The sequence below is a fragment of the Coprococcus sp. ART55/1 genome (assembly GCF_000210595.1).
GTDB lineage: Bacteria > Bacillota > Clostridia > Lachnospirales > Lachnospiraceae > Coprococcus > Coprococcus aceti.
Genome location: NC_021018.1, coordinates 725,732 through 746,203 on the forward strand (window position 1 = coordinate 725,732; position 20,472 = coordinate 746,203).

A 20,472-nucleotide genomic window follows, 5' to 3' on the forward strand; every position below is an offset into this window, starting at 1 on the left:
GGAAATTCTATGGACAGAGTAGAGAAAATGTTTGGCAGAATGAAAGCTGGCAAGTTATATAAATGTGTGGACTGGGATCCAGAGGGGAAGGCGAAGGATCTGGTTGATAAGTTCAACGGTGCTCCGAGGTCTGAGACAATGACAAGAACCGGCGAGTATCTTGGAAAATTATTCGCACACATGGGAAAGGAGTGTTACATAGAGCCGCCATTTTACTGCGACTATGGAACAAATATACATGTGGGAGACTATTTCTATGCAAATACAGGGCTGATAGTCCTGGATCAGTGTGACGTCGTCATTGGAGATCATGCATTTCTGGGACCAAGGGTCAATATATATTGCGCAAGTCATCCGATAGATGCGATGATCAGAAATGCCGGTGTGGAGCTTGGCAAGCCGGTCACAATAGGCGATAATGTATGGATCGGCGGCAATACGGTCATCAATCCGGGTGTGACCATAGGTTCAAATGTTGTCATAGGCTCAGGGGCGGTTGTCACAAAGGATATTCCGGATGGTGTGATAGCTGCTGGAAATCCATGTAAAGTCATAAGACCGATAACAGAAAAAGATAAGCAATATTGGCTTGAACAGGTAAAGGAATTTGAGGCAGACACAGGCGAGCAGGTCCCTGGAGAGGACATATGGTAAATTACAGATTTACTTTCAGCTATGATGGCACACGTTATCACGGCTGGGAGAGCAAGACAAATGCGGATACAGTGGAGGGGCGAATAGAGGCGGTCCTCACCAGGATGGTCGACGCAAAGGTCGACATCCATGGTGCAGGCAGGACTGATGCGGGAGTGCATGCCAGAGCCATGGTGGCGAACGGAAGGCTAGAAACAGATAAGACTCCGGAAGAGATAAAAGATTATCTGAACAGATATCTGCCTGCGGATATCTGCGCGCTTGATGTTGCTGTGGCCGGGGACAGGTTTCATGCAAGGCTGAATGCAACCGGTAAAGTCTACGAATACACGCTGTATGTAGGTGCTGAGAAACCTGTATTTGACAGAAATTATGTGTGGTGTGTGCCGCAGGGCAGTGCACTTGATGTGGATGTGATGAAAAAGGCTGCATCGTATCTTGTCGGAAAGCATGATTTCAGATCTTTTTGTGGCAACAATAAGATGAAGAAATCCACGGTCAGAACAATATACGATGTGGATATAGTCAAGGAGGGAGACTACGTCCGCATGAGATTCCATGGAAATGGCTTTTTGCAGAACATGGTGAGGATACTGACCGGAACACTGGTAGAGGTTGGATATGGGAATATGAGTGCGGAGCATATTCCTGAGATCATAGCCGGGATGGACAGGCAGCTGGCGGGGCCTACGGCGCCTCCACATGGACTTTGCCTGATGAAAGTGGAATATGACTGAGTACAATTAAGAAAATGGGGTTAAAATAGATGATAAAGAAGCTTGGAACAAAGTACAGGATAAAATGTATTATTGGAGCAGTGATATTTGCAGCAATCGGAATCTCCGGTGTTGCTGCAGCAATGGGGGTAGATGAAGGATCGATATGGATAGGGCTTGGATCCGCGATGTTCCTCGCATTTGCGGCATGGTTTGTATCCCTGGCAATAAGGCAGAGCAACATAAGAGACGTGCTGGATTACTGTAAGAAGAAGCCGAATCCTGAGTATGAGATGGAGAGGATAGAGCAGTTTTACAGATCAGGTGCTGCAGTGAATGGTCTCAGATTAAATAACGAGTTCTTCATGTATATCAAGGGTGACACGGTGAATTTTGCCGAGACCAGGGAGCTTATGTGGGTATATAAGCTCATAACCCAGAACAAAGTGTACGGAATCAAGGCGGGTAAGTCTTACCAGATCGAGGTCAGGCTGAATGATGGTAGCGGAATGGCGCTTCCGATGAGGAAGGAGAAGGACTGTGATGACACCCTTGCATACATAGAAAGAGTGGTTCCATACATAATAATAGGATACAACGATGAGATAAATAAGATATATAACCACAATCAGAAGGAACTGGAGAAAATGGTGGATGAGAGAAGACACCAGTATTTCCAGCAGGTTCCAATGAGATAGATAATGGCATGAGGTATATCTGTACAAAAAGGATGGTGGCATATGGGTATGGCGGATATCGACAGGCACAGCGGAATGGAGAAGCTGCGGGATATGCCTCAGGGAAGTCCGGAGGATGTGAAAATGCTCGGCCTGTTCATGGATGTCGGAGCCATGATGATCCGGAATGGCTCGGAGGTGAAGAGAGTGGAGGATACACTCAGACGAATGGGAGCTGCTTATGGAGCAGAGCGTATGGACGTATTTGCTATTACATCCACTCTGGTATGTACCATGAACATGCCGGATGGATCGGTGTGCTCCATGACCAGAGGAACCAGGGATGGGACAAAGACGGACTTCTGGAAGCTGGAGCGGATAAATGCCCTGAGCAGAGAGTATTGCAGACAGCCACTAGCCACTGAGGGCCTGAAAGAACGAATTGAAGAGATAGAGCAGGCATCAGCGCCGAGATTCCGGGTGTGCGTGGGAAGCGTGCTGGCGGCGGGAGCGCTTGCGGTATTCTTCGGCGGAACCATACTTGATGGAGCTATGGCGGCGGCATTTGCTGTGGGGATATGGCTGATGCAGATGTATTTTGCCCCGATATGTACCAACAACATACTGTTTAATTTCCTGTGTTCATTTGCCACGGGTGTATTGATAGGACTGGCGGGGCACGTGCTTCCAATACATGAGGACAAGGTCATGATAGGAGATATAATGCTGCTGATCCCGGGGCTTGCGCTGACAAATGCAGTGAAGGACATGTTTGTAGGGGATACCATAACGGGAAGTCTGAGGCTGGTTGAGTCGCTGCTCTGGGCGGCGGCGATAGCGTGCGGATTTGCACTGGCGGTATTTATCACGATTTAGGAGGTGCAGACAAGTGCAGCAAACGATCATACAGGTTGTCACTGCTCTATTAGGTTCGCTGGGATTTGCTTTTATGTTCAATCTAGGAAAGAGAAATGTGATACCGGCGGCGGTCAATGGAATGTGCACATGGATAGTATACATTCTGGTCAGAAATATCATAGATGACGTATTTATCCCATCTCTTGCGGCAAGCCTGTGGGCTGCCATATATGCTGAGATAGCGGCAAGGATCATGAAAGCACCAGCAAATCAGTATCTCATAGTCGGACTTATCCCGCTTCTGCCGGGGGCTCCGCTCTATTACACACTGAGCGCGGCATTTGATTCAGACTGGAAGGCCGCAAGCGCATATGGCAATTCCACAATGCTGTTCGTGCTGGGGATTGCGGTGGGAATAAGTGCAGTCTGTGGATGTGATGACATAATAAGGAGGCTTAAGAACAAAAAGGCGGAAAGCTTGAGTAAACACATATAAGGTGTTATGATACAGGTTAAGTGTTATATTAAGGAGATCGAGGGTTATGCTTGAGAAGTATGGAAAAAAGCTGTTTATATTGCTTGGATGTGATGTAGTATATTTTATATTGTGGGTTATACCGGCCATAAGGATACCTGCTTCATCTGCGATTTTTACCGGACTTGGGCTTATGACCATGACGGCACTCAGCTTTGTTGAGGTTGAGGATGATACATTTGACAGGGTGACAGGTGATGAGAAGTGGTTTAAGATAGCCTTTCTGGTGGGAGCGGCACTCACGCTTGTGGGAATCATACTCCTGCTGATGTTTTTCAAATTCTAAATATAATGTGGATTATAGATCCCTTCCGTATGATTAGGTACATCATACGGAAGGGATTTTTTCGTCTTAAGAATATCTTAAAGTTCCCGGCAATTGTTTCTTAATGTACACCCATTTTACAATACATTATGAGCAGAGACATTTCTGAAGTTTAATGTGAAGGGAGGCAGAAAATGTCAGGAAATTCGTGGCGGAAAACTGCGCTGGTCATGTCTGTACTTGCCGTATGTGGCATGTGTGGCTGTGAGAACAGGTCGAGCGGTGATGAGGACAGGACAGAATACATATATGGTGATTCCATTGAGGAGGATCATGGCGCATACGATAATATAGTGCAGCTTGTGTACATAAACGCAGTGGATGGAAGCTGTGTAGATATAATTGAGACTGCAAAATGTCTTGAGACATGGTACGGAACAGACCCGGAGACTGGGGCAGGAACAAAAACCATATCAAAATAAATGTGCTGATATGGTCAGATGAAATGTCTAATATATGAATATTTGCGAAATGACAAGGAGGAAGATAATCATGGGAAAGAGAGCGACAAGAATAGCGGCATGTGTGCTGGCAGGAGTGATGGCGATGCAGATGACAGGATGTGGAAATAAAAAGGTTGATTATACATTGGATGGAGAGTCGGGTTCGGCAAGTGGATACAGTGATGATGGCAGTAACGATGCGGGTGGCAGCCTTGCAAAGAGTCTGGGAATCCCGGAGAAGTGTGATGAGACATTTGATGTGGGCAATTCGGGCTTGTCAGAGATAAGCTGTTCCGGTTCGATAGATATTCCTGATACGGATTCCATGAAGAGGGTATATTACAGCACTATGAAGCTTGATGCTGCACAGATACAGAGCATTGTCGAGGGACTCCTGGACAAGTCCCAGGGCATATATATCCGCAAGGATGGAGTGCAGACCAAGGATGAGCTGAAGAGTATGATAGAGAGTACAGAGAAGTTTAAGAAGGAGGCTCAGGGGCAGGGGGATGATTCGTCGGATGCCTGGTATGATACCCAGATAGAGACATACAAGAAGCAGATGGCAGATGCACCGGATTCACTTCCTTTGCTGGAGAATTATGATGATCCGTATTCATCGTATACAGGCAAATATGGAGACAAGGAATATACGGTGAGTATATCACAGTATGGCGGTGAGGATGACAATACAGACGCAGGTGTGTATATATCATTTTACAAATCCGAGAGTGAGGAAAACAAGCTTTTGGATGGTGTGAGCGGCGCAACATACACCTATGTGACGGGCATCAGCAATGCCACAGACATAGATCTGACCAATGTCACAAATGAGAGCAAACTCACGGAGAACGATGCCATATCCCAAGCGATGAATTTCCTCTCAAAGATGGGGATAGACGGTATGGAGAGTACAAAGACAGAGCCGCTTGCCAGAATATGGTCGGATGACAATGGCGAGGTAAAGCAGACCAAGGTGAGTGGATACTCGGTAACGCTCAGCAGGTCTATATACGGAGCAAAGGAGAGAGAGGGCGAATTATATAACGTTGACAATCTCCAGACACAGAATGGCTATATGTTTGAGCCTGGTGACAGTGTAACATTAAATATTGATGATGATGGAGTTGTAGATATGTTTTCCCAGCTTTACACAGATCCTTCATCCCTGCAGGCGGAGGATGTGGAACTCATGAGCTGGAACGACATGATCGCAAAGGCAAATGAGGGCATTGCAACATATTATGAGAAATACCAGACCAGATATGGCAAGGTTCAGTTCAACAACGTGGCACTCAGATACATGGCGACAGCAGATGACGATGGAAAGCTCTGCTACATTCCTGCATGGATATTTACACAGAGCGAGGAGCTTCGGGGACAGGACACGGTAGGGGAGATATCCCAGATTATATGTATAAATGCAATTGACGGAAGCTGCATTGACATAGTGGATAATGCCAAGAAGATGAAGTTGTGGGAGACGTATTAAACGGATTATTACATCTAAATCTATCAAAAATTACATTTGCATTAATTATCACAAATTAGGGTATATAATATGTTTTGGTGTTAGCTTGTGTAATTTATGTGCAGATGATATTATGAATGATAGGAGAAGTTGTGAGATTTGTTTATAATACATTTATCTTGGATAGGGCAGAATATGCAAAAATCTGCAGAGAAATAAATACGAATTATAGTAAATACGAAGGAAAAACATACGCAGTACATATTTCGTATGGAATAGATAATAAACCATATTGGTATTATTTTGAGAATCATGGATATGATAACTATAATATATATATATGAGAATAGAAATGTAAGGGGGCGTAGTTATGGAAGAATTAAGAAAACTGCTCAACAATATAGATGATTCTTATTTTGAGTTTGTCTCGGCTATGGAGCATTATGCTCAGAAGAATGCGGCAAGATTAGAAATGCTCACTGCTTATATCAAAAGAAATCCAGGCGTAAAATCCGCAGATGTTATAAAGTTTGTTTCGGATCAGCCGGATTTTGCAGATGATGCCGCTTACATGAGGGTATGCTAGATATTGTAGTTATAAGAAAGTAATAAAAATACAGACAGTCAATTGTTTTTTGAGGTCACTTCATTCACAATTGTGCTGTCTGTATTTTTATCTGAAAGTATCAGTTTTAAGCTGACTAATTCTACAGGTGAAGGACTCTGTCCTTGATCTCCTGTGTACGTCCCTGATTCCAGAACTGGGTTCCGATATAACCGCAGGTACGTCTTGCAACGAAGAGAGTGTTCTGGTCGCGGTTGCCGCAGTTAGGGCACTCCCACACCAACTTGCCATAATCGTCTGTCACGATCTTGATCTCGCCGTCATAGCCACATTTCTCACAGTAGTCGCTCTTGGTGTTGAGCTCTGCATAGAGAATGTTGTCGTATATGAACTTCATGACTTCAAGGACTGCGTCTATGTTATTCTGGAGGTTTGGAACCTCAACATAGCTGATGGCGCCGCCCGGTGACAGCTTCTGGAATTCTGACTCAAACTTCAGTTTGCTGAAGGCGTCTATGTGCTCGGTTACATGTACGTGATAGCTGTTGGTTATGTAATTCTTGTCTGTTACGCCCGGGATGATGCCGAAACGCTTCTGCAGATTCTTGGCAAATTTATAAGTAGTGGACTCCATAGGTGTTCCGTATACGGAATAGCTGATATTCTCAGCAGCCTTCCACTCAGCACATTTGTCGTTGAGCTTCTGCATTACAGCGAGCGCAAATTTCTTGCCTTCCTCGGATGTATGTGTTTTGCCGATCATACGGACACACATTTCGCAGAGACCGGCATAGCCAAGGGAAATAGTTGAGTAGCCGCCGAAGAGCAGCTTGTCAATCTTCTCGCCTTTCTTAAGTCTTGCCAGCGCACCGTGCTGCCACAGTATAGGAGCGACATCAGATATGGTTCCGAGCAGTCTTTCATGTCTGCATCTGAGTGCCTTGTGACAAAGCTCAAGACGCTCGTCCAGGATCTTCCAGAATTTGTCCATGTCGCCGTATGATGAACATGCCACATCAACAAGATTGATGGTCACGACGCCCTGGTTAAAACGTCCGTAATATTTGCGGGATCCATCAGGATTCCTGATGCCGTCCTCCTTTGTAGGAAATGATCTGCAGCCCATGCATGGATATACGTCGCCGTCCTTCATCTCTTTCATGACTTTGGCGGAGATGTAGTCAGGAACCATACGTTTTGCGGTGCATTTGGCGGCAAGCTCGGTCAGATACCAGTATTTGGAATCTGTGGTGATGTTGTCCTCGTCCAGAACATATATGAGCTTAGGAAATGCCGGAGTGATCCAGATTCCCTTCTCGTTCTTAACTCCTTTGATCCTCTGATTCAGGACCTCCTCTATGATGAGTGCCAGGTCATCCCTTGTCTGTCCCTCAGGAACCTCATCCAGGTACATGAACATGGTGACAAATGGTGCCTGTCCGTTACATGTCATCAGGGTGATGAGCTGGTACTGTATAGTCTGTATTCCACTTTTGACCTCGTTCAGAAGTCTCTTCTCTGTTATCTTGTCGATAATGGCATCATCAAGGGATTCGCCACAGTCCTTGCGCTCCTCGATGACCTGTGCACGGAGCTTCTTCCTGCTCACATCCACAAATGGTGCCAGATGGGACAGGGTAAATGTCTGCCCGCCGTACTGGTTGCTGGCAACCTGTGCCACGATCTGCGTGGTGACGTTGCATGCCGTGAAGAAGCTGTGCGGCTTCTCAATCATGGTCTCACTGATCACTGTTCCGTTCTGCAGCATATCCTCAAGGTTGATGAGGTCACAGTTGTGCTCCTTCTGAGCGTAGTAGTCAGAATCATGGAAATGTATGATTCCGGCCTCATGTGCCTCAACTATATCCTCAGGCAGAAGCATTCTCTTGGTCAGATCTTTGGATACCTCACCGGCCATGTAGTCACGCTGTGTCGAGTTGATCACCGGATTCTTGTTTGAGTTTTCCTGATTGACTTCCTCGTTCATATGGTCTATGAGCGCAAGGATTCCGTTGTCCGTGGTGTTGGACTTACGTGCGAGCTCTCTCTTGTAACGGTAACGCACATATTTCTGTGCAACCTCATATCCTCTCATCTCCATGATACCGGTCTCGACCATATCCTGAATGTCCTCCACGTGAACTGCATGGGACATTGATTCTATCTGTTTCTCCAGGTTATCCGCGATGGCGTGAACCTGATATTCGTTGAGCTGGTGGAGTTTGTCAACCTCATTGTTGGCAGCTTTGATGGCATTCTCGATCTTTGACAGGTCAAATGTCACCTCTTCTCCATTCCTTTTGATTACGTGTACGTGTGTTTTAGCTTCCTCTGACACAGCAATAGCCTCCCTCTTCCAATTCAATGGTAAATTTAATCGTAATATTCCAATCATTCAAGTTAACTGAAATCAGGCCAATCAGGTCTGGTTCGACGTAATATAGTAGATGCGGCTGCCTGTGCCGCATGGAATTATTTATAAAGAAAAAATATGTAAACACAATATATTTGGTGGAGATAATGTGAAACACCCACTAGATATTGTGCTCTGTTATTATAGCCATCACAAATAACATTGTAAAGATGAAAAATGTGCTTTTACACAATAAAAATCCCGTGAGGCGCATAAACCTTGACAAATTTTGAGAAAAAATTTTTGAGGGCTTCCAAAGCCTTGACAAGCAACCATAAAAAGTGATACACACTTATATGGATACAATTTCTAACAGGTATTAATACAAATATCAAGGAGATAAAAAAATGCAGGAATTAAAGCCAATCAAAGAAGGTAAGGTACGTGAGATTTATGACAATGGAGACAGCCTGATCATGGTAGCTACAGACCGTATAAGCTGCTTCGATGTCATCCTCGACAATGTAATTTCCAAGAAGGGAACAGTTCTGACACAGATGTCAAAGTTCTGGTTTGATATGACACAGGACATTCTTCCTAACCACATGATCTCAGTTGATGTAAAGGATATGCCTGAGTTCTTCCAGCAGGAGAAGTTCGACGGCAACAGCATGATGTGCAGAAAGCTTGAGATGCTTCCAATCGAGTGTATCGTTCGTGGATACATCACAGGAAGCGGCTGGGCAAGCTACAAGGAGAACGGCACAGTATGTGGAATCAAGCTCCCAGAGGGATTAAAGGAGTCTGATAAGCTTCCTGAGCCTATCTACACACCATCAACAAAGGCCGAGATTGGCGATCACGATGAGAATATATCATATGAGCAGAGCATTGCTCACCTTGAGAAGTACTTCCCTGGCAAGGGCGAGGAGTACGCTTCAAAGCTCAAGGAGTACACCATCACACTTTACAAGAAGTGTGCAGAGTACGCACTTACAAGAGGAATCATCATTGCAGATACAAAGTTTGAGTTTGGTCTCGATGAGAATGGCAATATCGTTCTCGGCGATGAGATGCTTACACCTGACAGCTCAAGATTCTGGCCAGCAGATGTATATGAGCCAGGTCATGGCCAGCCATCATTTGACAAGCAGTTCGCACGTGACTGGCTGAAGGCTAATCCTGACAAGGGCTGGAAGCTTCCTGATGATGTCGCACAGAAGACCATCGACATCTACCTTGAGGGCTATGAGAAGCTCACAGGCAAGCCACTTGGAAAGTAATCAGTACATTATAATATATAGATGCAGTGTTGAGTGATGGCGGATAAACCGTATGTCACTGGATGTCTGCATGGCAGAAAAAAGACTCCCGGCGCAATGATATGTCCGGGAGCCTTTTTTTAAAGCATTTTCGCCAAAAGATAAAAACACAAAGTTATCTGACACCCGGCGGACAAGCCCTGAACTGGGAAATGACCGAAAATAGAGACTCATCAAGTTGTGAACTTCGTTGAAATAAATGTCTCCGGGTGGTAAAGTGTAAATGTTATGAAAAGGCAAAATCAAATGAGATTTTACAAGGAGGTAACAATGAAGAATATGCTGCGTGTGGCAGCCGTTACGCCGAAGGTCCACATCGGAAGTGTCAGCGGTAATGTCAGAGAGATAATGGATATATATGAAGAGTATAAGGATGCTGCGGATGTCATAGTGACGCCGGAACTGTCTATCACGGGATATACCTGTGCGGATTTGTTTGAGAATAGAAAACTCATAGATGGTGCGAGAAGAGGACTTCTTCAGCTTGCCATGGCTACATGTACTGGTCAGTCGGCACTGGTGGTCGGTCTGCCATTTGAGGTGGACGGAGAGCTGTTCAACTGTGCGGCGTTCCTGCAGGGTGGAAGAGTCGTGGCCATCGTGCCGAAGACTTACCTTCCAAACTACGGTGAGTTCTACGAGAAGAGATGGTTCTCAGCCAGAAAGTATGATGCGGTGATGGTCAATCTCATGGACCCGGAAGATGATGGAGATGAGCTTGAATACAATGCCGGTTCAAAGAAAGCCGGGGACAGGGCTGTTGGCAGTGAAGTGCTGTTTGGCAACAATGTGATGATAGAGATGGGCAGCGGAGACCAGAGAGTCAAGCTTGGCATAGAGATATGTGAGGATGCATGGACTCCAGTTTCGCCGGGAAGACTTCTAGCCATGGCGGGAGCTGAGGTCATACTCAACCTTTCCGCGTCAAATGAGGTCATCGGAAAGGCTGCATACAGGCACAAGCTGATAGGAAGTGTGTCATCGGACTGCCTGTGCGGATATGTGTATGTGTCCGCTGGAATGTATGAGTCCACATCAGATCTGGTATTTTCAGGACACAATCTGATGTACGAGAACGGCAAGCTCCTCGGCGAGGTAAAGCCATTTGAGGACGGAGTACTGATAAGGGATATAAGTCTCACCAAGATCAGACATGACAGGATAGCAAACAAATCATTTGCCGACTGTAAGCGTGATTTCGCATTCAGAAAGTATGAGACGGTGGTGTGCGATACCCCACTCATGGACAAAGGGAATGTGCTCATGAAGGTGAAGATGACACCATTTGTCCCATCGGGAAATAAGCTTGAGAGGTGCATGGCGATATTTAAGATGCAGGTTGCCGGACTTCAGAGAAGGATAGAGGCGACCCACTGCAAATGTGTGGTCGTGGGAGTGTCAGGCGGACTTGATTCCACACTGGCTTTGCTGGTTTCAGCACAGGCGGTGAAGAATGCGGGACTTCCATCCACAACTGTCGTGGGAATCACCATGCCGGGATTTGGAACGACAAACAGGACGAAGAATAACTCCACGGAACTCATGAGACTGCTCGGCTGTGACAGCAGAGAGATAAGCATAGCTGCATCGGTGAGACAGCATTTTGCCGATATCGGACAGGATGAGAGCGTGCATGACATAACTTACGAGAACTGTCAGGCGAGGGAGAGAACGCAGATACTCATGGATGTCGCTAACAAGGAGGGCGGATTCGTGGTTGGAACCGGAGATCTCTCGGAGCTGGCACTTGGCTGGTGCACCTACAACGGCGACCATATGAGCATGTATGCAGTGAATACAAGTATACCAAAGACGCTGGTGCGCTCACTTGTGAACGAAGTCGGACACTTCATGGAGGTTGACGGATTTGCGGGCATCGCGCCGATCATAGACGATATTATAGACACACCGGTCAGCCCGGAGCTGTTGCCACCGAACCCGGACGGAACCATCGCGCAGAAGACGGAGGACACCGTGGGATCATACATCCTGCACGATTTCTTCTTATATTATACGCTGCGATATGGAATGTCACCTGAGGAGGTAAATGAGCTGTGCAAGGAGGCTGTAAGACAGAGTGACGAGTACAATTTCTCAGACAGCGAGATCGATAAATGGCAGAAGGTATTCTACACGAGATTCTTCCGCCAGCAGTTCAAGAGGAACTGTATGCCGGACGGTGTGAAGGTTGGAACCGTGTCGGTCAGCCCGAGAGGAGATCTGAGACTGCCGTCTGAGATTGAATTTGAGGACTTTTTGTAGACATTTGCCTGGGATAGTTATTAACGTGGCAGAATCATAATAGCATACAAAGACAAATGTCTACAAAAGTCGTGTATATATTTTATATGAATAATATAATTTAGGAGGACAAAGAAATGCCATTTATAGATTCAAAGGTTACAGTGAAGATGAGCGATGACCAGAAGGAGACTCTTAAGAGCAGTCTCGGTCAGGCGATAACAACGATGAACAAGACGGAGAGCTACCTTATGGTCGGCATCAACGATGGATACGACCTGTTCATGGGTGGAAAGAAACTTGATAAGGGTGCATATGTGGAAGTCAGCGTATTCGGTGATGTGACTCCGAAGGCATGTGATGCCATGACAGGAAAGATCTGCGATATATTTGCAGATGTACTTGGAATTCCGGGAAATGCGGTGTACGTGACTTACCACGGCGTACATGACTGGGGCTGGAACGGAGGTAACTTCTGATGTGGGAGATAGAAGTCCTTGACGCTCTCCAGAATATACATACCCCATGGCTTGACAAGCTCATGGTGGCGATCACATCCCTTGGAAATGCGGGAATACTGTGGATAGTGCTGGCGGCTGTGCTGCTGATTATTCCAAAGACGAGGAAGGCAGGGCTGTGCATGGCCATCGCACTTATCCTTGATCTTCTTATAACCAACTGCCTGTTAAAGAATCTTGTCGCCAGAACAAGACCATATGATGTGGCGGATTTTACAGATCTGATAGTGAAGAAACCAACGGATTACTCCTTCCCATCGGGACACACGGCGGCGTCATTTGCGGCTGTCACGGCGTTGTTCATGAGCAGGAAGAAACTGCTGGGCGCAATATCCTGTGTGATAGCGATCCTCATAGCGTTCTCAAGAATGTATCTGTATGTGCATTTCCCAACAGATATCATTGGCGGAATAGTGGTAGGCGTGGCAGCTGGAGTGGCAGCAGGATTTATACTTAGAGCGATTGATAAATGATTTGGCGGATCGTTGGTTTGGAGGGATACGATTATGAGTGAATATACCATACTGCCGTTGATCAATGCAGCATTTCAGCCGGGTGAAGCGAAAAAGATGGTAGACAGTTTTGAAGACAGGGATTTTCAGGAGATAGCACGTGCTGAATACTATTATTTTACCGGGCAGGCGGAGGAGTGCAATCATATAGCAGAACGTTATCTGATGAGCCATAATATAAAATTGAAGATGTCATCCTGCCTGTTATATGTATACTCTAATCTGACACTTGGCAGAGAAGCTGCATCAAGGAAAGGACTGAGGGAGATTCAGAAATGTCTTGAAAAAGAGACGAAAAATCCTTCATCCGCTGAGGACAGGGCTGTCAGTGTATTTGCGGGATATATGTCCTCTGTGCTTTTGCATCTTTCGGTGGATGAACTTCCGGATGTGGAGCTTTATGCAGTAACATTGCCGCCTGGAATTAAGCTGTTTTCTGCCTATGTAATAGCTCACATGGCATATTTAAAAGGCGAGTATGGCAGGGCACTTGGAATTTGCGAGGCAGCATTGATGTTCAGGGATGATATATATCCTATTAGTATGATCTATCTGTATTGTATGATTGCAATGTGTCAGATGAATCTGAAAAATCAGCAGAAAGCAAAAGATGCATTGATGCTGGCGTGGAACGTGGCGAAAGAAGACGAATTTCTGGAACCTTTCGTTGAACATCATGGTTTGCTGCAGGGACTTCTGGAGTCATGTATCCGCAAGGAGGATTCAAAACTATATAACAAATTATCTGATAAAGTCATTGCCTTTAGCAGGGGATGGATGTCAATCCACAATCCTATGTCAGGAAATTCAGTGACGGATGCATTATCCACAGTGGAATTCTCGATTGCAATGCTGGCAAGCCGAGATTGGAATAATCAGGAAATTGCAGATTATCTGGGATTTTCACCCAATACGGTTAAAACTTATCTGAGCAGGATTTATGAAAAAATGAATATAAATAAGAGGGATGAGCTGAAAAATTATATGCTGAAATAGGAAAATATACATTTTCGTATCGAAACGGAGATTACATGGAAGAAGTCAAAATGATAAAATCTTTATATACAGAAATCACTAACCAAACTCAGATTTATTTTTAAGGGAGGGAACTATATGAAGAGAAGAATTTTGACCACCCTGCTCACTATGTGCATGGTGCTGATGCTGCTGCGGATACCGGCATATGCGGGCAAAGCCTATTGCGACATCTGTGGTAAATGGGTAAGAACAACCGAAACTTATGAATACAAAGACGCTGGATATCATTGGCATCACGTTTATTGCACAGAATGTGGCACTAATATCACCAATCCACGTTCTGCGCATGTGTGGAGCGGAACGGCAACCTGCACAAGCGGACAGACTTGCACGATCTGCGGAGGAACATCCACCCCTCTCGGACATGATTGGAACTCAAACTGGATTTCGGATGAAAACAATCATTGGCATGAGTGTAATGTCTGCGCAGAAAAGGGCGATGTTGGAATACATATTTGGGATAATGGCACTATAACTATTTCTCCAACCTGCACAACAGAGGGGGAGAGAAAGTATACTTGCATTGGATGCGGCAGAATAAAAACAGAGACGATCCAAGCTACGGGTCACGACCTCGTACATCACGATGCACAGGCGGCGACTTGTACCGCAAACGGTTGGGAAACTTACGATACCTGCAGTAACTGTGATTACACCACCTATACGGAGATTCCGGCAGTAGGTCATAGTTATGGAGATGTAACATACACATGGAGCACAGACAATCAACACTGTACAGCAGAAAGAAAATGTACAGCATGTGATGGCGTAGAAAGTGAGACAGCAGATACAACAGCAACAGTAATACAGGAAAAGAACTGCGTATTGCCAGAATTAACTACATACAGTGTGACATTTGAAAATTCTGCTTTTGAATCTCAAACAAAGGAAAATGTACGGACAGCAGAAAACGCCGGTCACGATATGGAAAAAGTAGAAAAGCAAGCTGCTACTGCTGCAAAAGAAGGAAACAGCACATATTGGTTCTGTGATAAATGTAATAAGTATTTTAGTGATGAAGAAGCAGAAAATGAAATTAAAAAGGAAGACACAGTGCTTGCGAAACTTGCCCCTGTTATTATCAAGGGAGACGGAGCGACAGTAACAGCAGGTGCGAAGAATGCACTATCATTCACATCTGATGCTGCATACAGGGATTTTATTCGTGTTGAGGTTGACGGAAAGACCATAGATGAGAGTAATTATACGGTGGAATCTGGAAGTATAATCGTAACATTGAAAGAGGATTATGTTGCCGGTTTTTCGGAGGGTGAGCATACACTTGGCATTGTCTCTGAGAGCGGAACAGCGACAGCTCATTTTACAGTAAACGAGAAGACAACGGGGACACAGGAGCCTTCGGAAGACACAACCGGTACAACACAGGAGCCTTCGGAAGACACAACCAGTACAACACAGGAGCCTTCGGAAGGTACAACCAATAAAACACAGGAGACAAGTACAACGGATAAAACAACACAATCATCTCCAAAAACTGGTGACAGTACAGACTTGCAGTTGTATGTGATTCTTATGTTTGTTTCAATAGTGGGGGTTGCAGGAATTTGTGTTAAGAAAAGGTTCAAGACCCATTGATGGCTTTGAATGAAATGGCTGTTAGAGCGGAAATTACATATTAGATCTCTATAAAATGAGGCATATGGACTAAAAAGATGTTCATATGCCTTATTTTAATATGTCTTTAAATACTTTAAATACACAGAAATTTCACAAACAAAACGCCTCTGTATACTATTGACATTAAAAAATAGAAGTATTAATATTTATGCAACTTGCGTTAAATCACACATAGCTGACGATCAGATATCGCATATCATAAATCAAGTTCCTGATTTTGTGCATCTGAGGATTCTGTCAGCATTTCAAACCGAAACAAGGAGGAAATAGAATGATCAAAACATTGCTTGGTCAGGTGGGCGAGTACAAGAAGGACTCAATACTCACACCTGTATTTACGGCGGCAGAGGTCTTTATGGAGATCCTCATTCCATTTGTGACCGCCAAAATAATTGACGAAGGAATCAACGGACAGGACATGAGCAAGGTGTATATGTATGGCGGACTCATGCTTGTGTTGGCTTTCCTGAGCCTTTTCTTTGGAGTGATGGCGGGCAAATTTGCTGCCAGCGCATCGACAGGATTTGCCTGCAACCTGAGGGAGGGCATGTACAGGAATGTGCAGGAGTTTTCATTTACCAACATTGACAAATTCAGCACCGCAAGTCTTATAACACGAATGACAACTGATGTGACAAATGTACAGAACGCGTACCAGATGCTCATACGAATCGCAGTCCGTGCGCCACTCATGCTCATTTGCAGTATGATAATGTGCTTTACAATCAACGTGGAGCTGTCACTTGTATTTGTGGCAGCACTTGTGGTTCTTGCATTTGGATTGTTCTTCATCATATTCAAGGTAACACCTATATTTGACGAGGTATTCAGGAACTATGACAACCTGAATGCCAGTGTTCAGGAAAATGTATCAGCGATAAGAGTTGTAAAGGCATTTGTCAGGGAAGAATATGAGGATAAGAAGTTTGGGAAGGCAGCAGAGGTTCTTGCGGAACTGTCCATAAAGGCTGAGAGTCTGCTGGCTTTCAACAATCCTATCATGATGTTTGTCATCTTTACATGTATGATGCTCCTGTCGTGGATCGGAGCACACTTCATAGTCAGTGGTAGCATGACAACTGGAAATCTTACATCACTTTTCAGCTATGTCATGAGCATGATGATGTCGCTGATGATGCTGTCCATGGTATTTGTCATGATCTCCATGAGTATGGCAAGTATGAGACGAATATCTGAGGTCCTTGAGGAGACACCTACCATGACCAATCCTGATGAGCCGATCATGGAGGTCCCTGATGGAAGAATAGATTTTAACCATGTTGATTTTGTATATAAGGCAGGAAGTGCAGAGGACACGCTGAAGGATATTGACATTCACATAAAGTCTGGAGAGACAGTTGGTGTGATAGGTGGAACCGGCTGCGGTAAGTCGACATTTGTCAATCTGATAAGCAGACTTTACGATGTGAAACCGGACGGTGGTTCGGTCTGTGTCGGAGGACATGACGTGCGTGATTACGATATGGAGGTCATCCGAAATGAAGTGGCGGTTGTGCTCCAGAAGAATGTGCTGTTTTCGGGTACGATACTTGATAATCTGAGATGGGGCAAGGCGGATGCCACGGAGAATGAGTGCCGTGAGGTGTGCGAGCTTGCCTGTGCGGATGAGTTCATAGACAGGATGCCGGATGGATATAACACCTGGATCGAGCAGGGCGGAAGCAACGTGTCTGGTGGTCAGAAGCAGAGACTCTGTATTGCCAGAGCGCTGCTCAAGAGCCCGAAGGTACTCATTCTCGATGATTCCACAAGCGCAGTTGACACCGCTACGGATGCGAAGATCAGGCAGGCATTTGCAACCAAGATACCGAACACCACCAAGATCATCATATCCCAGAGAATATCAAGTGTGCAGGATGCTGACAGGATCATAGTTCTGGATAACGGAATGGTCAGCGGCTTTGACACACATGAGAATCTGTTAAAGAACAACACGATATATAAGGAGATCTACGACGTACAGATGTCTGGCGGCGGTGATTTCGATGAGAAGATGAATTAATTATGAAGGAAAGGAGGCAGTGTAATGACAGGAAATACAGAGAAATACAGTGAAAATAAGATGGATGATAAAGTGGATGCAGGGCTGAAGAGACCTGGAAAGGATCAGGGCAAAAATCCCATGAAGGCACTTGGAAGGCTGATCAGATATATTCTTAAGGAATACAAGCTGGCATGTATTACGGTTGTGGTCAGCATACTTATATCGGCGCTTGCGATACTGAGTATATCGATGTTCATGCAGAAACTTATCGATGTATATATTGAACCGATGATGAAACAGAGCTCACCTGATTATGGTCCCCTGACCCACAGGATGCTGGGGCTTGGACTTATACTTGTGCTGGGAATCATCTGCGCATACGCATACAACAGGATCATGGTAAATGTGACTCAGGGAACCATGAAGAGACTCAGAGTTGAACTTTTTGAACGTATGGAATCCCTTCCGATATCTTTCTTTGACACACATGCACACGGAGATATCATGTCGGTGTACACCAATGATGTTGACACACTCCGTCAGGTCATAAGCCAGAGTATGCCGCAGCTTATCAACTCAAGCATCACATTTATCTCAACACTCATTGCTATGATAGTCCTTGATATACCGCTCACGGTTCTGTCGGTCGTCATGGTGCTTATCATGATAAAGGCGACGTCGAGCTTGGGCGCGAAGTCGGGAAGATACTTCATGAAGCAGCAGCAGGATCTTGGTAAGGTAAATGGCTATATAGAGGAAATGATGAGCGGCCAGAAGGTTGTCAAGGTGTTCTGCCACGAAGAAAAGGCATATGACGATTTCTGCAAATTGAATAGATCTCTTCAGGACAGCGCCTACAAGGCAAATATGATAGCCAACATTACCATGCCGGTGAATGCGAACCTTGGAAACATAAGCTATGTTCTCTGCGCTGTACTTGGAGGTGTACTTGCAGTAAATGGATGGTCAGGTCTTACCATAGGAACGCTTGTGGCATTCCTGACGCTTAACAAGAGTTTTACGATGCCGGTTACACAGATAAGCCAGCAGATCAACGCCATAGTCATGGCTGCAGCCGGAGCCGACAGGGTATTTACCATGACGGATGAGATGCCAGAGGAGGACGAGGGCTATGTTGAGCTGGTAAATGCAAAGAAGGATGCAGATGGCAATCTCACGGAGACCGAGGAGAGAACCGGACTCTGGGCATGGAGACATAGGCATGAGACTGGCGAGGTCACATACAGGGAGCTCACAGGCGAGGTTGAATTTGAGAATGTGGACTTCGGTTACAATCCGGATAAGATAGTTCTGCACGACATAAATATGTATGCAAAGCCTGGTCAGAAGATAGCATTTGTCGGAAGTACAGGCGCGGGCAAGACGACCATAACCAATCTGATAAACAGGTTTTATGATATACAGGACGGCAAGATAAGGTATGACAATATCAACATAGGCAAGATCAGAAAGCCGGATCTCAGACGAAGCCTTGGAATAGTGCTTCAGGATACACATCTGTTCACAGGAACAGTCATGGACAACATAAGATATGGCAAGCTGGATGCCACGGATGAGGAGTGCATCAAGGCTGCAAAGCTTGCAAATGCTCACGATTTCATAAAGCGACTTCCTGACGGCTACAACACGGTGCTCACCGGGGACGGTTCAAACCTCAGTCAGGGACAGAGACAGCTTCTTGCGATTGCGAGGGCGGCGGTTGCCGATCCACCAGCACTGATCCTGGACGAGGCTACATCATCCATTGATACGAGAACCGAGGCTATGGTTTCAAAGGGAATGGATGCCCTCATGGAGGGAAGAACGTCATTTGTCATAGCTCACCGACTTTCCACGGTCAAGGACGCGGACTGCATCATGGTCATGGAGCAGGGACGCATCATAGAGCGAGGCACCCACGACCAGCTCATAGATATGAAGGGCAGATATTATCAGCTGTACACAGGCAAGAAGGCCGTAGCTGGGCAGGCGTAAGCATTTGAATTGTATATAAAAAACTGAAAATTACTTGCAATATAAAAGTTTATGTGCTATTATAGGGGCAATTAATGGTAGTCGCAGTTAAGCTCAACGAGATGAAAGTTTCGTTGGGCTTTTTATTTTCGTAAGGAGGGGCCCGCGTAAGCGGGAGGAATCCTTGCAGAGGAAGCGCACTGATGTGCGCGCAGGTCATCAAGCTACGCTTGACGACATGTTGCGAAGCACGCATGCGCCCGCGCGGAGCGCCTTTGAATGCGCATGCTCAATATTATTTTCGTAAGGAGGAAATTATTATGCCACAAAACAAATTACAGGAATTCGTATTCACAACGATCATGGCCATGTTAATGGTCTATGGAATGATCTGCTACAATGTAGCATTAAGCACAGGAGGTTTCACCAATCAGACATTTGTCATGGCACTTCATGAGATGCCGATCATGTGGCCGATAGCTATTGTGCTTGAGCTTTTCGTGGTTGGAAAGCTTGCACCAATGCTTGCGTTCAAGATCGTGAGACCGACTGACAGACCACAGGTGATAACCTTCATGATATCATTCTACATCTGCATAATGATGTGCCCAATCATGAGCCTTATAG

19 protein-coding genes and 1 pseudogene are annotated in these 20,472 nt (G+C 45.4%); 19 read left to right on the top strand and 1 reads right to left on the bottom strand.

All coding sequences use genetic code 11. The features are described 5' to 3' along the window. Positions 1-9: 9 nt before the first annotated feature. From CCU_RS03505 to CCU_RS03550, 10 genes are all read left to right on the top strand, one after another. Positions 10-654 (top strand): sugar O-acetyltransferase, encoded by a 645-nt coding sequence (locus CCU_RS03505; RefSeq protein ID WP_015533586.1) that lies wholly within the window; start codon positions 10-12, stop codon positions 652-654. Beyond that, positions 648-1,391, top strand: coding sequence for a tRNA pseudouridine(38-40) synthase TruA (truA, locus tag CCU_RS03510; protein ID WP_015533587.1), 744 nt, complete (start codon positions 648-650; stop codon positions 1,389-1,391). The genes CCU_RS03505 and truA overlap by 7 nt, the downstream gene beginning before the upstream one ends. Before the next feature lie 29 nt (positions 1,392-1,420). Then, on the top strand, positions 1,421-2,068 hold the full coding sequence (locus tag CCU_RS03515; RefSeq protein WP_015533588.1) for a DUF6709 family protein: 648 nt from the start codon (positions 1,421-1,423) through the stop codon (positions 2,066-2,068). A gap of 42 nt (positions 2,069-2,110) precedes the next feature. After that, positions 2,111-2,923 carry a threonine/serine exporter family protein gene (locus CCU_RS03520; RefSeq protein ID WP_015533589.1) on the top strand — a complete coding sequence of 271 codons (813 nt, stop codon included), beginning with the start codon at positions 2,111-2,113 and terminating at the stop codon, positions 2,921-2,923. Positions 2,924-2,936: 13 nt separating this feature from the next. Then, complete coding sequence (locus tag CCU_RS03525; protein WP_022216862.1) at positions 2,937-3,401, top strand: threonine/serine exporter family protein; 465 nt, start codon at positions 2,937-2,939, stop codon at positions 3,399-3,401. A gap of 46 nt (positions 3,402-3,447) precedes the next feature. Further along, positions 3,448-3,726 carry a hypothetical protein gene (locus CCU_RS03530; RefSeq protein ID WP_015533590.1) on the top strand — a complete coding sequence of 93 codons (279 nt, stop codon included), beginning with the start codon at positions 3,448-3,450 and terminating at the stop codon, positions 3,724-3,726. A gap of 173 nt (positions 3,727-3,899) precedes the next feature. Further along, entirely contained in the window at positions 3,900-4,187 is a 288-nt protein-coding gene (locus tag CCU_RS03535; protein WP_015533591.1) for a hypothetical protein, read from the top strand. A 70-nt stretch (positions 4,188-4,257) separates the two neighbouring features. Further along, positions 4,258-5,700 carry a DUF6034 family protein gene (locus CCU_RS03540; RefSeq protein WP_015533592.1) on the top strand — a complete coding sequence of 481 codons (1,443 nt, stop codon included), beginning with the start codon at positions 4,258-4,260 and terminating at the stop codon, positions 5,698-5,700. A gap of 131 nt (positions 5,701-5,831) precedes the next feature. Continuing rightward, entirely contained in the window at positions 5,832-6,023 is a 192-nt protein-coding gene (locus CCU_RS03545) for a hypothetical protein (RefSeq protein ID WP_022216860.1), read from the top strand. Between the two features lie 26 nt (positions 6,024-6,049). Next, entirely contained in the window at positions 6,050-6,265 is a 216-nt protein-coding gene (locus CCU_RS03550; RefSeq protein WP_015533594.1) for a hypothetical protein, read from the top strand. Between the two features lie 121 nt (positions 6,266-6,386). Here the strand turns inward: CCU_RS03550 and nrdD are convergent, their stop codons facing one another. After that, a complete protein-coding gene (gene nrdD / locus CCU_RS03555) occupies positions 6,387-8,582 on the bottom strand; it encodes an anaerobic ribonucleoside-triphosphate reductase (protein WP_208895959.1) in 2,196 nt (731 codons plus the stop codon). 422 nt (positions 8,583-9,004) lie between these two features. Between nrdD and CCU_RS03560 the strand changes: the two genes are divergently transcribed. The 9 genes and pseudogenes from CCU_RS03560 to CCU_RS03600 form a co-directional block, all read left to right on the top strand. After that, positions 9,005-9,880 carry a phosphoribosylaminoimidazolesuccinocarboxamide synthase gene (locus CCU_RS03560; protein ID WP_015533595.1) on the top strand — a complete coding sequence of 292 codons (876 nt, stop codon included), beginning with the start codon at positions 9,005-9,007 and terminating at the stop codon, positions 9,878-9,880. Positions 9,881-10,189: 309 nt separating this feature from the next. Beyond that, complete coding sequence (locus tag CCU_RS03565; RefSeq protein ID WP_015533596.1) at positions 10,190-12,181, top strand: NAD(+) synthase; 1,992 nt, start codon at positions 10,190-10,192, stop codon at positions 12,179-12,181. A 116-nt stretch (positions 12,182-12,297) separates the two neighbouring features. Further along, positions 12,298-12,639 (top strand): phenylpyruvate tautomerase MIF-related protein, encoded by a 342-nt coding sequence (locus CCU_RS03570; protein ID WP_015533597.1) that lies wholly within the window; start codon positions 12,298-12,300, stop codon positions 12,637-12,639. Further along, positions 12,639-13,151 (top strand): phosphatase PAP2 family protein, encoded by a 513-nt coding sequence (locus CCU_RS03575; protein WP_015533598.1) that lies wholly within the window; start codon positions 12,639-12,641, stop codon positions 13,149-13,151. The genes CCU_RS03570 and CCU_RS03575 overlap by 1 nt, the downstream gene beginning before the upstream one ends. A gap of 33 nt (positions 13,152-13,184) precedes the next feature. Beyond that, positions 13,185-14,186 carry a helix-turn-helix transcriptional regulator gene (locus CCU_RS03580; RefSeq protein ID WP_015533599.1) on the top strand — a complete coding sequence of 334 codons (1,002 nt, stop codon included), beginning with the start codon at positions 13,185-13,187 and terminating at the stop codon, positions 14,184-14,186. 117 nt (positions 14,187-14,303) lie between these two features. Beyond that, the gene (locus CCU_RS03585; protein ID WP_015533600.1) at positions 14,304-15,824 is read left to right on the top strand and encodes a hemoblobin-interacting domain-containing protein; all 1,521 of its coding nucleotides are present in this window, start codon (positions 14,304-14,306) and stop codon (positions 15,822-15,824) included. Positions 15,825-16,137: 313 nt separating this feature from the next. Then, a complete protein-coding gene (locus tag CCU_RS03590) occupies positions 16,138-17,889 on the top strand; it encodes an ABC transporter ATP-binding protein (RefSeq protein ID WP_015533601.1) in 1,752 nt (583 codons plus the stop codon). Between the two features lie 60 nt (positions 17,890-17,949). After that, positions 17,950-19,866, top strand: a complete 1,917-nt coding sequence (locus CCU_RS03595; protein WP_208896339.1) for an ABC transporter ATP-binding protein — start codon at positions 17,950-17,952, stop codon at positions 19,864-19,866. Positions 19,867-20,165: 299 nt separating this feature from the next. Further along, a pseudogene (locus CCU_RS03600) lies at positions 20,166-20,472 on the top strand (DUF2798 domain-containing protein); the annotation flags it as partial.

What these genes read in the sequence shown, in the direction of transcription:
- CCU_RS03505 (WP_015533586.1), top strand. Translation starts at nt 10, where the DNA reads ATGGACAGAGTAGAGAAAATGTTTGGCAGAATGAAAGCTGGCAAGTTA.
- truA (WP_015533587.1), top strand. Translation starts at nt 648, where the DNA reads ATGGTAAATTACAGATTTACTTTCAGCTATGATGGCACACGTTATCAC.
- CCU_RS03515 (WP_015533588.1), top strand. Translation starts at nt 1,421, where the DNA reads ATGATAAAGAAGCTTGGAACAAAGTACAGGATAAAATGTATTATTGGA.
- CCU_RS03520 (WP_015533589.1), top strand. Translation starts at nt 2,111, where the DNA reads ATGGGTATGGCGGATATCGACAGGCACAGCGGAATGGAGAAGCTGCGG.
- CCU_RS03530 (WP_015533590.1), top strand. Translation starts at nt 3,448, where the DNA reads ATGCTTGAGAAGTATGGAAAAAAGCTGTTTATATTGCTTGGATGTGAT.
- CCU_RS03535 (WP_015533591.1), top strand. Translation starts at nt 3,900, where the DNA reads ATGTCAGGAAATTCGTGGCGGAAAACTGCGCTGGTCATGTCTGTACTT.
- CCU_RS03540 (WP_015533592.1), top strand. Translation starts at nt 4,258, where the DNA reads ATGGGAAAGAGAGCGACAAGAATAGCGGCATGTGTGCTGGCAGGAGTG.
- CCU_RS03550 (WP_015533594.1), top strand. Translation starts at nt 6,050, where the DNA reads ATGGAAGAATTAAGAAAACTGCTCAACAATATAGATGATTCTTATTTT.
- CCU_RS03560 (WP_015533595.1), top strand. Translation starts at nt 9,005, where the DNA reads ATGCAGGAATTAAAGCCAATCAAAGAAGGTAAGGTACGTGAGATTTAT.
- CCU_RS03565 (WP_015533596.1), top strand. Translation starts at nt 10,190, where the DNA reads ATGAAGAATATGCTGCGTGTGGCAGCCGTTACGCCGAAGGTCCACATC.
- CCU_RS03570 (WP_015533597.1), top strand. Translation starts at nt 12,298, where the DNA reads ATGCCATTTATAGATTCAAAGGTTACAGTGAAGATGAGCGATGACCAG.
- CCU_RS03575 (WP_015533598.1), top strand. Translation starts at nt 12,639, where the DNA reads ATGTGGGAGATAGAAGTCCTTGACGCTCTCCAGAATATACATACCCCA.
- CCU_RS03580 (WP_015533599.1), top strand. Translation starts at nt 13,185, where the DNA reads ATGAGTGAATATACCATACTGCCGTTGATCAATGCAGCATTTCAGCCG.
- CCU_RS03585 (WP_015533600.1), top strand. Translation starts at nt 14,304, where the DNA reads ATGAAGAGAAGAATTTTGACCACCCTGCTCACTATGTGCATGGTGCTG.
- CCU_RS03590 (WP_015533601.1), top strand. Translation starts at nt 16,138, where the DNA reads ATGATCAAAACATTGCTTGGTCAGGTGGGCGAGTACAAGAAGGACTCA.
- CCU_RS03595 (WP_208896339.1), top strand. Translation starts at nt 17,950, where the DNA reads ATGGATGATAAAGTGGATGCAGGGCTGAAGAGACCTGGAAAGGATCAG.